We start from the raw sequence: 13,033 nt of genomic DNA, 5'->3' as shown, positions 1-13,033 counted from the left end.
GCCCTTCTCACACAATGTGCTAGTTACGGACCTTCAGAAATGCAACGACGCTGCTTAATGCGCGCAGTGCGCCCGGTGCGGACTGTTACGTGATCGACTACAAGATGCCCGACATCAATGGCATCGAACTCGTCGTCCGGTTGCGCAAGTCTGATCGCGACACGCCCGTGATCCTGATCACCGGCTACCAGACGAGAACATCACGGCTCGAGCCGCCACGGCAGGCGTCAATGACGTGGTTTTGAAGCCGCTTCTCGACGAAACCCTGGCTAAGCGTATCTACAGAGCCATCCAGGACAGGCGCGAACGCTGACCTGCGGGACTCTACGTAAGTGGGCCCACTTAAGATATCGTCCGAAATTTTCCGGCGCCTCGTTCCCGCGTAAGCATTGGTCATCGCAACGGAGATGGCTCAGATGCTGACCCAGTCACTTAACACCAAGGCGATCAACACTCCGATCAGCGACAGCAAGGTTGCCGTTTCCCTCCATCCCGTGGCCGATCGGCTCGGCGCGATCACCGGCCACGTCGGTCTTGTCGCTACCGAATTCTCGTACCGGAAGGATGAGGAGATTTACGGCGAGGAGGAGCCGGCCGAATATGTCTACCAGGTCGTCACCGGCGCGGTGCGCAGCTACAAGCTTCTTTCCGACGGCCGCCGCCAGATCGGCGCATTTCACCTTCCCGGCGACGTATTCGGTCTGGAATCCGGCGCCAGCCATCGGCTCGCCGCCGAGGCCATCATCGACACCACGGTGCGCCTGGTGAAGCGCGCGAGCCTTGAGAAGGCCTCCGGCACCGACGTCCATGTTGCCCGCAAGCTCTGGACCATGACCGCCTCGGAGCTGCGCCACGCCGAAAACCACATGCTGCTGCTTGGACGTAAGACCGCGATGGAGCGCGTCGCGACCTTTCTGCTCGAAATGGACCGCCGCCTCGCTGTCGCGGGCATGATGGCGCTGCCGATGTGCCGTCGCGACATCGGCGATTATCTCGGCCTCACGCTCGAGACAGTGTCGCGCGCCCTGTCTCAGCTTCACGCCCAGGGCATTCTCGGTTTCTCTGGCGCTCGCCAGATTGTGCTGCGCAACCGCCAGCGCCTGCACAATCTCGACGCCTGATTTGTCCTCCTAGTATCTGGCCACCTTCGAGAACCTGGGGAATGTCGCGTGTTGCGCCCGCGTAACGAACGGCGCACACTGACTTCAGATCCAGAGAGACAAGACCCGGACGACGCACTACGAGCCGCGGGAATGCGACATGTACGCGATGGTTCTCTCCGCGCGCGGCGCGCCCCTGACGTTCCAGCAGCGACCCGACCCGGTCCCTGGTCCCAGCGAGGTTCGCATCAAGGTCAGCGCGTGTGGCGTGTGCCGGACCGACCTGCACGTGGTGGATGGCGAGCTACCCGACATTTCCTATCCGATTATTCCGGGGCATGAAGTCGTGGGCCGCATCGATGCTCTTAGCGCGGGCATCACTGAGTTGGAGTTGGGCATGCGCGTAGGTGTTCCGTGGCTCGGCTTCACTTGTGGTGAGTGCATCTATTGCCGCACCGACAAGGAAAATCTGTGCGATCGTCCTGAATTCACCGGCTACACGCGCGACGGCGGCTTTGCCAACCACCTCGTCGCCGATGCCCGATATTGCTTTCCACTCGGCGAGAACGGCGAGGACGCAGCTCTTTCACCTCTGCTCTGCGCCGGGCTGATCGGCTGGCGATCCCTTGTGATGGCCGGCGACGGCAAAACGCTCGGCATTTATGGCTTTGGCGCGGCCGGCCATATCGTCGCGCAGGTCGCCCGCTCACAGGGACGGAAAGTTTACGCCTTCACCCGTGGCGACGACCAGGAAGCGCAGCAACTTGCGCTTTCGCTCGGCGCCGACTGGGCCGGCGCTTCAGAGGACATTCCGCCGACCGAACTCGATGCCGCCATCATCTACGCGCCGGTCGGAGCGTTGGTGCCGCTTGCCCTGCGCGCGGTGCGCAAGGGCGGTCGCGTTGTGTGCGCCGGCATTCACATGACCGACATCCCATCGTTCCCCTATCGTATTCTTTGGGGCGAACGGCAGATCCTATCGGTTGCAAACCTCACGCGAAAGGACGGCATCGATTTTCTCGCCGCCGTCGCAAAGATCAATATCCAGACACGCACGACGGTATTCCCGCTCGTCGAGGCCAATGAAGCGCTCGCCTGTCTGAGGGAAGGCAAGCTGACTGGCGCAGCGGTTTTGCGGCCGTGACCGCCGCGTCTACTGCTCGAGCACGTAAGAGCCCGGCGCCTCATCCGAGGGCGCGCTCTTTTGCTCCGAATCTGCCGGCAACCAGCTCGGAACAGGCTGACTGGAATGCGCGGCGAGAAATCGGGTCCACTCCGTCCACCATGATCCCTCGTGGGACGGTGCGCGCTTGATCCATTCGTCCGGGCCGAGATAGGGATCATGAGCCTTCTTTGTACGCACCTGATAGCTGTGCCCCTCTTGGCCGGGAGGCGCGACAATGCCGGCATTGTGTCCGCCACTCGTCAGAACGTAGGTGATGTCCGCATCGGCAAGGAAGTTGATCTTGTACGTCGACTTCCACGGCGCGACGTGGTCGCGCAACGTGCCGACGACAAACATCGGTATGTGCAGATCCGCGAGCGAGACCGGCCTGCCATTGACCTGATAGCGCCCCTCGGCGAGATCATTGTTGAGGAACAGGCGCCGCAAATAGTCCGAATGCATTTGGTAGGGCATACGCGTGGCATCGGCGTTCCACGACATCAGTTCGTTTGGCGCGGCTCTCTCTCCGATCAGATAGTCCCGCACGACGCGCGACCAAAGCAGGTCATTGGTTCGCAACATCTGAAAGGCCCCGGCCATCTGTGCCGTTGCGAGCAGCCCCTGCCGCCACATCATATCCTCCAGGAACGCGACCTGGCTTTCATTGATGAACAAGGTGAGCTCGCCGGCTTCCGTGAAATCGGTTTGCGCCGCGAGCAGCGTCACCGTTCGCAGGCAGTCGGGCCGCTCGCAAGCCAGCCTGGCCGCCGCGATCGACAACAGTGTGCCGCCAAGGCAATAGCCGGCGGCGTGGATAGCCTGCCCAGGCCGTAGCGAGTTGATGGTAGTGATCGCGGCATCCACTCCGAGTTCGCGGTAATCTTCGAGACTGAAATTGCGATACTCGGCTGTTGGATTCTTCCATGAAATCATGAAGACAGTGAAGCCGCTTTCGACCAGGTAACGGACGAGGGAATTACGCGGCGTCAGGTCGAGAATGTAATACTTCATGATCCAGGCAGGCACGATCAGAACGGGCTCGGCACGCACGGTCGGCGTCGTCGGGGAATACTGGATGAGCTCGATCAGCTCGTTGCGATAGACGACCCTGCCGGGTGTGATGGCAACGTCCTTACCCACCACATAAGTCTGATCGCTCCTGAGCCTTGCGCCAGCGAGCAGGGCCTGTCAATCCTCGACAAAGTTGTGCAGGCCATAGACGAAGTTGCCGCCGCCAGTCTCCATGATCTTGCGCAACACTTCAGGATTGCTCAGGGCAAAATTCGTCGGGGCCACCGTGTCCAGGCATTGGCGAAGCGCGAAGTCGGCGATCGCCGCGTTCGAATGGGCCAGTCCGTGAATGCCGGTCGTCGTCGAATGCCACCATTGTTGGTTCAGGAGGAAAGCCTGGGCCAGGAGATTGAAGGTTGGCAGCTCCCAATCGGAGCCTGTGAAACGTCGATCGTTCTCCAGCGGCCGGATCACGGACCAAGGCTGGAATACCGCATGCCTAGGTACCATGGCATTGACAAGATCAAACGCATTCTGGATCGCCCGGCCGGCAAGACTGGCCTGCTTACCGGGTGAGGCCAGAAGGTGCAGTTGCCAGTCGGCAAAAGCTAGGGCCAGCGTTGCCGGCGAGACGCCGCCGGTCAACCGCGCCAGCGCCGCGTGGAAGGATCGATCGATGTCATCGACGACTGCATCGGAGCCAGACGGCTGCGCTGGCACGATCGCCTCAACAACCGGGGGCTCGACGGGGACCTCGTCAGAATTCGAAGCTATGGGAAGGCGGCTGACGGATGCAGGAGGCGACATGGTGAACTCCTTTTGGCCTCTGCAACCTAACTGTGTTGTCTGAGACCGAATTGAGCTGCATCAACCCAAAGATTGGGTTGCCTCTTACCCTGCTGGTCAAGCGACCAACAAGCCGGTGAGCCCTTCGATGATCGAGCAGCCTAGCGCGGCCAAGACTTTGGCCGCTGCTGACTTCTGGCAAACACCAAAAGACGCCCTCTACCGCGCGCTAGGCTCTGGCCCCAACGGGCTTTCACAGGTCGAAGCGGACCGGCGCCTCGCGATCTTCGGGGCAAACCACGCTGATGCCTCTCAAAGCCGATCGGTCCTGCGCAAGCTTGGGCAACGCGTTTGGAACCCCTTGATTGCGATGCTCCTGGCGGCCGCGCTCGTATCCGGATTAAGCGGCGACGTTGGCAGTTTCGTGATTATCGCAACCGTGCTGTTTCTGTCCATCACGCTGGACATCGTTCAGGAACATCGCGCCGAGCTGACGGCTGAAGCGTTGCGGGACTCGGTGGCCATTCAGGCCGACGTTGTCCGGGACGGCAAGGACATTACGGTACCGGTGACGGCGCTCGTTCCCGGAGACATCGTGAAGCTCCGTGTCGGCGACCTCATACCCGCCGATGGCATCGTCCTTGATGCCCAGGAATTGCAGGTCAATGAGGCTTTGATGACGGGGGAGCCGTTTCCTGCTTTCAAGACCGACGATCCCTGCTCCGCGGCATCGTCGGCGGAGGCGACGAATGCCCTGTTCGCCGGAACCAGTACCGTCGGCGGAAGCGGCAGGATGTTGGTGGTGAAAACCGGAGGCCGGACCCGATTTGGCGCGATCGCTGCGGCACTGGCGGCCAATGCTCCGCCAACGGCTCTCGAACAGGGTGTGCACAAGCTTGGACTCCTGATCCTTCGGCTTACGCTCTTTCTGACCCTCTTTGTGTTGTTGGCTCATCTCGTCGCACAACGCGCCGCACTGGAGTCCTTCCTGTTCGCGGTCGCCCTCGCCGTCGGCCTGACGCCTGAGCTGCTGCCCATGGTGATGACAGTGACGCTGGCCCGCGGCGCGTTGCGCATGGCGGACCGAAAAGTTATCGTCAAGCGACTGTCCGCAATCCATGATCTGGGGGCCATGGACACGCTTTGCGTGGACAAGACCGGCACGCTGACGGAAGCCAAAATCACGCTCGAAGCACATATCGATCCGAAGGGGCGACCTAGCGATCGCGTCTTGAGCCTAGCGTACCTCAACAGCACCTTCCAGGCCGGCGTCAGAAGTCCCCTCGACGATGCGATACTCTCCGCGCGGAACGGCGCCATAGATGGCTGGATCAGACTCTCGGAAGTGCCGTTCGACTTTGAGCGAAGGTGCCTGTCGGTACTGGTGGCACAGAACGACGAACACATCTTGATCGCAAAAGGCGCCCCGGAATCCATCCTGGCCCGCTGCGTCGCCGTGGACATCGATGGTCTAGCCCATCCGCTCGACGCCGCCTGGCAGCAAAAAATGAGGAACACTCAGGATCAGTATGCCCGCGACGGTCTTCGGCTTCTTGCCGTCGCCGTCAGGTCTGTTCCGCATGAGCAGCAGACGATTGCGGTGAGCGACGAGGCGGATCTGACCATGACCGGGTTCTGTGTCTTTGCTGATCCACCGAAGCAGGATGCAGCCTCAGCCATTGAAGCCCTTACCTCGCTAGGCATAACAGTAAAGATCCTCTCGGGTGACCACGGCGCCGTGGTCTCGCATGTCGCGCGATCGGTGGGTCTCCAGTCTGATCGTATCATGACCGGCGGCGAAATCTCGGAGTTCAGCGACGCTGCGCTCGCGGCCCGTGTCGATGACATCGATCTGTTTGCCCGCATCGATCCTGATCAGAAACGACGGATCATTGCTGCACTCCGGCATCGCAATCACGTGGTCGGCTTCATGGGGGACGGCGTCAACGATGCCCCCGCCATCCATACGGCCCACGTCGGCATATCAGTCACGGGCGCAACCGAAGTCGCCCGCGCGGCGGCCGACATGATCCTGCTCGCTCCCGATCTCTCAGTCCTTGCGGCTGGCGTGCGCGAAGGCCGCAGAACTTTTGCTAACATCCTGAAGTATGTCCGAATGGGAACAAGCTCGAACTTCGGCAACATGCTCTCGATGGCCCTGGCCTCGATCGTCCTTCCGTTCCTGCCGTTGCTTCCGCTGCAGATCCTGCTGAACAACCTGATCTACGACCTCTCAGAAATCGGCATCCCTTTCGATGAAGTCGACCGCGAGGACCTTGCCCAACCCGAAGCATGGAACATGGCAAGCATCCTTCGTTTCACGGTCATTATGGGAATTGTTTCTTCCGTGTTTGACGTGATTACCTTCGCCGTGTTTCTGAAGCTATTTGAAGCGAATGCGGCCCAGTTCCAGACCGGGTGGTTCGTGGAATCAATATCGACGCAGATCCTGGTGATTTTCGTAATCAGGTCTCGCCGGATGCCGTGGCGCGCAAACCGTCCCCACGCCATCTTGATCGCGACGTCCTTCGGCGCCCTCATCGTGGGCGTAGGACTTGCGCTCGGGCCATGGGGACAACTGTTCGGCTTTACCACTCCTTCTACGGCACTCCTGGCGACGATATTCGCTATCGCGGTCGCTTATCTCGTCTCCGCGCAGATTGCCAAGCGCCTTGCAGTTTCAATTCTGTAAGGCCCAGAAGTGAACGTCTGGGCGACTTTGAAGCGATAGCAGTCGGTTAAAGCTCAAGTCATGTACTGGCCGCCATTGATCGAAAGTGTCGATCCAGTGATGAAGTCCGCCTCTTCTGCCGCCAAAAACACCACGGCGCGCGCAATCTCTTCGGGGCGACCAAGACGGCCGACCGGAATTTGCGGCAAAATGCTCTTCTCCAGAACATCTCGCGGCACGGCATCCAGCATCTCGGTATGGATATAGCCCGGGCAGATGGCGTTGACGGTGATTCCGAGACGGCCGTTTCCAGCGCCAACGCCTTGGCGAATCCGAGCTCACCGGCTTTCGCCGCAGAATAGTTGGTCTGACCGAACTGGCCCTTTTGTCCGTTGATCGAAGGGATGTTTATGATTCGACCGTATCGTCGCGTGCGCATACCGTCGATGACCTGACGGCACATGTTGAACGCACCGTCGAGATTAGTGCGGATCACAGCCTCCCATTGGGTCCGGCTCATGTGAAGCGTAGCGTCACGAACGATCCCGGCATTGTTGACAAGAACGTCGATCGGTCCGAGCGAGGCCTCAACGGACTTTGCTCCGATGGCGCAAGCATCGAAATCACCGATGTCCCATTGATAGGACGAGATGCCAGTTCGGCTCATGAAGGCTTTGGCCGCCTCGGCGTTTCCGGCGTAGGTGGCAGCTACCCGGTAACCTGCCGCCTGAAGCGCTTGAGATACGGCGGCACCAATACCTCTGGTACCGCCCGTCACCAATGCCACCCGTGCCATTTCTAGCCCTCCCGCTTGTGCGGTCAGGACGATATCCGGCGCTCCTACCGCCGCTTTGAGGTGCGTCAAGACTCTCAATGACGACATGTGCTGCTCTTCGACGGCAAGATCGGAACGGGAGGCACGCATGTTCGAAGATTTACTGGTGCATATTCCAACAGAGCGCTCGCCGCGCCCCGCCATTGATGCATCCATTTCCCTGGCGATGAGTGCTGCCGCGCGTTTGGATGCACTTGCGACAGGATATGCCTCCACGAACGTGCCGTTTGTTGCGGAGGGCGGCGCAGCCATCGCTGCGTCTCTGCAACTCGAATATGAACGTGCGATGGAACGCGCCCAAGCAGCACTGCGCATTTTCGAGATCGAGGCGAAGAACGCCCGAATCAACTACGGCAAATACGCACTGAGCGAGACTACTGCCGAGACCGTTTCGAAAGCTGGGGCAGTGGCTCGCCTCTATGATCTGACCATCGTGTCACAAGGCGATCCGGATTGCGATACGTTCGACAACCAGCTTCCGAAGGAGCTCCTCTTGCAGTCGGGTGGGCCCTTGCTGTTCATTCCTTATACTTTCCGGGGCACGTTCAAGGCGGCACGCATCGGCATCTGCTGGGACGGCAGTCGCCTTGCCGCCCGCGCCTTACGGGACGCGATGCCATTCATCACCGAGGCAGACGCCCTGACAACCATCACCCTCAATGCATCCGAGGTACCATCCGACGCATCGCCCGAACGCCTGATGACGCACCTCGCGCGGAAGGGCTTGCCGGCAAAGACCGTTTCGCTTCAATCCGACCGCAGTAGTCTGCAAGCGAGCATCCTGTCGATCGCTGCGGATGAAAGCCTCGACCTGCTGGTCATGGGCGGTTACGGCCATTCTCGATTCCAGGAAGCGGTGTTCGGCGGTGTCACGCAGGAGACATTCCGCAGTATGACCGTTCCTGTCATGATGTCGCATTGATGGAGCGCGATGTGAGGAGAACTGTACGTGCCATCGCAGGCGCCACACTTGCTGCAAATTTGCTTCTCCCCTTGAGCCCAGCTACGGCTTCAAGCGTCGAACAAGGCCGGCGTCTTGCGCTGCTATATTGTGCGAAGTGCCACTCGGCCGACAAAGTCAGCCCCAGCCCCCTCAAGATCGCTCCCCCATTCAGGACGTTACACGAACGATATCCAATCGAGATGCTGCAAGAGGCCCTGGCCGAGGGTATCGTCACGGGGCATCCGACAATGCCGGAATTTCGTTTCGAGGCCGATCAGGTCGGCGATTTCATGGCGTTTTTGAAGACGTTGGAGCAATGAGGGCTCGTGGTGCGGCTCGACCCACAAGCCCTGATCGGAATCGGCCCGGCATCTCCGACCCTACTTGATGGGGGCTTCGGCGAGCACCACACCAACCGCCTCAGGAAAACGACATTTCTGGAGACCAACAAAATGACTCTACGGAATTCGTGCTTGGCTCTTGCGATCTTGGCAAGCGCTGGCACGTCCGCAACTGCCCAATCGGGCTTCGAACCTTCCACAACCGTCAAACAATACGCGCCTCGCCTGGTCGAGGTTATGAACGCGGCCCAGCTTCAGCACCTGAAACTTTGGTTCGCGGGCAAGTCGAAGAACTGGGAATTGGCCGCGTACGAATTGCGCCAGTTGACAGATAGTCTGGCCCAAGCCGCCGTATTCTACCCCGGCATTCCCGTAACCAACGCAGCCACGATGAAGGATCCGCTGCTCTCAATCGCAGATGCGATCGACGCTGGGGATGGTCGCAGGTTCACCGCCTCCATGCGCGCACTGACCGACGGCTGCAACGCCTGCCACACCTCGCTGGAACGCAGCTTTATCGCGATAGGCCTGCCTACCGACCAGCTGCCGCCCGCCAATCAGATATTCGCGCCAGTCGGAAAGGGCCCGAAGAAATGACGAGTTAGCGCAAACTGGGGACCACAAACATCGGTCTCTTGGGCTGGATTTCGCCTGCTGAGATATTGTTCGCTGCAGCGGCGTCCGAAAGAAGGCAATCTCGCTGACAACACCGGCGTGAACACGAAATTGATCAAGCTTCTTTTGGATAGATTCGCTCACGATGAACTTCCCGACCGCTCTCGTCGAGAACGACGATACGAAGCTCCGGGTGGCCTTTCGGATTCTCTCTGCGCATCTTGTCCGCAAGGCTCTTGCTGTACGCTATGGCAGCGCCATCACTCACAAACTCCAGGCCCGATTTGTCCCGGATGGGCACTCGGTCCTTTATGTCGAAATAGTAGGTGCGCATCGGCTCATTCCCGCGCGGTCCGTCCATTCGGGTCGATTAAGCTCATTGGCCCGGAAGAAAGGGAGCCGCCGAGTCCCGGGGGATGGATCTCGGCGGCGACTTGGGGACGTAACCCTGGGTCGAGTTACGCAAGATGAAAACTAGCAGCCTCGTTCAGCACGGACTTGATCCGGATCAAGCGCTGCCCTGCCAACCTACCTTCTTTCGCGGCTGGGATCGCGTGCGAGCTCGCCCGTCGTCATGTTGACGAGGTGAATCCTCGCGCTGGCCGGGCATTGCACGACCACAACCTCATTGGCACTCGCCGGCGGCTTTTGCACTCGGCGCATTCAAACATCCAGAGCGCTGTTGAAAGGCGCCTCGTTTGGCGTCACCGTTTCCCTCTGATTGATCGGCATCAACATCGTTTCCAGGCGACCTCCTATACTGTGAGAAACAAGAGGCATCGCCATGATCGGAATTACGTTGACCGCAGATCAGATTTGCAATGCACCCATTGAGGTGCGACGGTGGATTGAACATGAGCTCATTGCCGGCCTCCGCCTGGCGCCGCGAGCTCCCGCCTCGTCGCCTCAACACTCCGCCCGTCCAGCCATCTGCAATGAGGACGAAATCGCCGCGATGTTCGGCCAATTGCGGGGAATGCCTGTCGCGATCAGCGTCCTATTCGAGTTCAGGCAGCCCGGCATCGCCTTCGGAAGCCCACCCCTCAAGAGCTACCGGCTGATGGACATCCTGCACAACACCAAGCTGGAGAGCATCGAGCAGGTGATGACCGGCCTCGACGCCATCAACGCCGCCCTTGCTCAACTGCGTGGCGATCCACGCGCTCGCTTCTGTGACTTCGATAACGAAGGTCACTGTTTCCTGACGATCGAAACGCAAGCGAGCATCGCAAAGCTGTGGCACGACATCGTCGTTCGGCAGGAGCCGCCAGCCACCCCCCGCCGGGAGCCGCTGCTGCGCTCCACGGGCTGAACTCAAGCTACTCCGAACCCGGCTCTGGGGCCGATCCACGCAGCAATCATGCGGCGACCGGCTCCCTTTCCTTGCTGTACGTGCCGCGCAGCGGAGCAAACTGATCCGACGTTACCGTTTCATTTGCGATGAGCAGTTCAACACCGGCTTCGAGCTCGGTGCGTCGTCGTAGCAGGATTTCCCGGGCGCAACGATCGCCCTCCTCGATCAGGTTACGCACAGCGAGATCGATCTCGCGGCCCGTCTCTTCCGCAGCGGCAACGACCGCATCCTGGGCCGCCGCGAGGAACGCTTGCGGCTTGGGGGCATAGGTGCGCTGCCCCACTGTCTCATCCCTGCCGTACTTAGTTACCATCTCGATCGCGACTTCGGTCGCACGTTGAAGATCATCGGCCGCGCCGGTCGAAATGGCTCCGTCGAAGATCATGCGCTCCGACGCGCGTCCTCCCATCAGCACGGCAATGCGGTTCTTCAGCTCCTCAACCGTAAGCAAGAACCTGTCCTCGGTCGGGCGCTGGATGGTGTACCCCAGTGCGCCGATCCCCCGTGGAATGATCGATACCTTCTGGACAGGGTCGACGCCGGGCAGGCTGGCCGCAACGAGGGCATGGCCCATCTCGTGATAGGCAACCCTCCGCCGTTCGTCCTTGCTGAGCACCCTGCTCTTCTTCTCAATCCCGGCCACGATCCGTTCGATCGCCGTAACAAAATCGGTGAACGTGACCTCGGTGCCGCTCCGCCTCGTCGCGGCGATCGCGGCCTCGTTGATGAGATTTGCAAGGTCAGCACCCGTGAACCCGGTCGTAAGGGCCGCCACCTTGTCCAGGTCGACATCCTTGCCCATACGGATCTTGCGGACGTGCACCTTGAGAATGGCAACGCGCCTGATCTTGTCGGGACGGTCAACGAGAACCTGTCGATCGAACCTCCCCGCCCGGAGCAGCGCGGGATCCAGAATCTCGGGGCGGTTGGTCGCAGCCAGCAATATGACGCCGGCGCTCGGATCGAAGCCATCGAGTTCCGATAGGAGCTGATTGAGGGTCTGCTCCTTCTCGTCGTGGCTTCCGAACGACATCGGTCCGCGGCTGCGTCCCAGCGCGTCGAGTTCGTCGACGAAAATGATGCAAGGTGCCGTTTTACGGGCCTGCTCAAACAAGTCCCGAACGCGCGCAGCACCAACCCCAACGAACATCTCGACGAACTCGGATCCCGCGACCGAGAAGAATGGCACTCCGGCCTCGCCCGCCACGGCGCGGGCAAGCAGGGTCTTCCCCGTCCCTGGCGGCCCCACCAGCAAGATTCCCTTCGGCACATGTGCGCCCAACCGGCCATAACTACCGGGGTCTCTAAGGAACGAAACCACTTCCTGGAGCTCGAACTTCGCCTCCTCCACGCCGGCCACGTCGGCGAAGGTGACCCCGAGATCCTTCTCGACGTAGACCTTAGCACGGGACTTACCGATCGCCATGAGCCCTCCAAAGCCCTGTCGACCGGTCATGCCGCGACCAAGCCAGAACCAGATCACGAAGAAGACGACGATCGGAAAGATCCAGGATAGCAATGTTTGCAAAAGGCCATTTCCGGGAACGCCAGTAACACTTACTCCCTTTGCTCCAATCCGTTCAGCCAAGGCCATATCGACCCGCGCGGTAGCGAACGCAGATTTTCCGCTGGGGAGAGGCTCCTTCAATTTTCCATTTATGGCATCTGGCCCAACGGAAACCTCGGCGATCTTTTCCTGGGCGAGCAGCTGCTCAAATTGACTATAGGGAATTGTCTCGATTGAATTGTACGTCGACAAGACAAACTGCAGAACCGCGAGCAGCATACCGCCCGCGAAAATAATGCCCATCGCTATAGCCTGCTTTCGCGATACTTGATCGGGCCCCAATTGCTCCTCCCATCGACGTCGGCTGTAATGTGAATGGTAGTCTTGGACGGCGCGCTTCGCTTGATTCAGGTCAACACCGACAGCCGCGAACGATCGCTTAATGACCTTAGCGCAATCGCAAAAACTGGTACCCAGCCTGCATTGGTAAGCCTTCAACGCCTCCTTTATCTCGCATATCTCGGGGACCTCCCGCAGGAAGTGATCGCACACCGAACGGCTTGGGCCGCTGTGAAGCGCTCCTACGTGAAACTTGGCGGTCAACGGGTGCCAAGGGAAGCGGATGCATAGCCGGCTATGTGCGCCCGACGGTCAAGAAGCGTCTGTCTCAGCCTCATTTGGTCGGATGAACGCGGATTAACGAGC

Annotated in this window: 9 protein-coding genes and 3 pseudogenes; 8 read left to right on the top strand and 4 right to left on the bottom strand. The window is 60.0% G+C overall.

Annotated features, from left to right (window positions below):
* Window positions 1-23: 23 nt before the first annotated feature.
* From ABIB99_RS41555 to ABIB99_RS41545, 3 genes and pseudogenes are all read left to right on the top strand, one after another.
* Window positions 24-313 (top strand): annotated as a pseudogene (locus ABIB99_RS41555) (response regulator); the annotation flags it as partial.
* Between the two features lie 103 nt (window positions 314-416).
* Window positions 417-1,121, top strand: coding sequence for a helix-turn-helix domain-containing protein (locus tag ABIB99_RS41550; RefSeq protein ID WP_354181595.1), 705 nt, complete (start codon window positions 417-419; stop codon window positions 1,119-1,121).
* Window positions 1,122-1,260: 139 nt separating this feature from the next.
* Window positions 1,261-2,244: a zinc-dependent alcohol dehydrogenase family protein gene (locus tag ABIB99_RS41545; protein WP_354181593.1), complete on the top strand. Its 984-nt coding sequence runs from the start codon at window positions 1,261-1,263 to the stop codon at window positions 2,242-2,244.
* Between the two features lie 9 nt (window positions 2,245-2,253).
* On the opposite strand, the pseudogene ABIB99_RS41540 reads toward ABIB99_RS41545, so the two are convergent.
* Window positions 2,254-4,083 (bottom strand): annotated as a pseudogene (locus ABIB99_RS41540) (PHA/PHB synthase family protein).
* Window positions 4,084-4,210: 127 nt separating this feature from the next.
* Here ABIB99_RS41540 and mgtA point away from each other — a divergent pair.
* Window positions 4,211-6,754, top strand: coding sequence for a magnesium-translocating P-type ATPase (gene mgtA, locus ABIB99_RS41535; protein ID WP_354181591.1), 2,544 nt, complete (start codon window positions 4,211-4,213; stop codon window positions 6,752-6,754).
* Window positions 6,755-6,807: 53 nt separating this feature from the next.
* On the opposite strand, the pseudogene phbB reads toward mgtA, so the two are convergent.
* Window positions 6,808-7,529: pseudogene (gene phbB, locus ABIB99_RS41530) on the bottom strand (acetoacetyl-CoA reductase).
* 127 nt (window positions 7,530-7,656) lie between these two features.
* Here phbB and ABIB99_RS41525 point away from each other — a divergent pair.
* The 3 genes from ABIB99_RS41525 to ABIB99_RS41515 are packed head-to-tail and all read left to right on the top strand — an operon-like array spanning window position 7,657 to window position 9,449.
* Window positions 7,657-8,490: a universal stress protein gene (locus ABIB99_RS41525; RefSeq protein ID WP_354181589.1), complete on the top strand. Its 834-nt coding sequence runs from the start codon at window positions 7,657-7,659 to the stop codon at window positions 8,488-8,490.
* Window positions 8,490-8,831 (top strand): c-type cytochrome, encoded by a 342-nt coding sequence (locus ABIB99_RS41520; RefSeq protein ID WP_354181587.1) that lies wholly within the window; start codon window positions 8,490-8,492, stop codon window positions 8,829-8,831. Before ABIB99_RS41525 ends, ABIB99_RS41520 begins: the two co-directional genes overlap by 1 nt.
* 6 nt (window positions 8,832-8,837) lie before the next feature.
* Window positions 8,838-9,449 carry a hypothetical protein gene (locus ABIB99_RS41515; RefSeq protein WP_354181585.1) on the top strand — a complete coding sequence of 204 codons (612 nt, stop codon included), beginning with the start codon at window positions 8,838-8,840 and terminating at the stop codon, window positions 9,447-9,449.
* A 133-nt stretch (window positions 9,450-9,582) separates the two neighbouring features.
* On the opposite strand, the gene ABIB99_RS41510 is transcribed toward ABIB99_RS41515, so the two are convergent.
* On the bottom strand, window positions 9,583-9,801 hold the full coding sequence (locus ABIB99_RS41510; RefSeq protein WP_354181583.1) for a DUF6894 family protein: 219 nt from the start codon (window positions 9,799-9,801) through the stop codon (window positions 9,583-9,585).
* A gap of 450 nt (window positions 9,802-10,251) precedes the next feature.
* Here ABIB99_RS41510 and ABIB99_RS41505 point away from each other — a divergent pair, with 450 nt between their 5' ends.
* Window positions 10,252-10,779: a hypothetical protein gene (locus ABIB99_RS41505; RefSeq protein WP_354181581.1), complete on the top strand. Its 528-nt coding sequence runs from the start codon at window positions 10,252-10,254 to the stop codon at window positions 10,777-10,779.
* Window positions 10,780-10,825: 46 nt separating this feature from the next.
* Here ABIB99_RS41505 and ftsH read toward each other — a convergent pair whose 3' ends face one another.
* On the bottom strand, window positions 10,826-12,631 hold the full coding sequence (gene ftsH, locus ABIB99_RS41500; protein WP_354181579.1) for an ATP-dependent zinc metalloprotease FtsH: 1,806 nt from the start codon (window positions 12,629-12,631) through the stop codon (window positions 10,826-10,828).
* Window positions 12,632-13,033: the final 402 nt, after the last annotated feature.

Source organism: Bradyrhizobium sp. LA6.1, assembly GCF_040547805.1.
GTDB classification, from domain to species: Bacteria; Pseudomonadota; Alphaproteobacteria; order Rhizobiales; family Xanthobacteraceae; genus Bradyrhizobium; species Bradyrhizobium barranii.
Note: the sequence above shows the minus strand (reverse complement) of the source record. Positions and strands in the feature narration are given on the sequence as shown.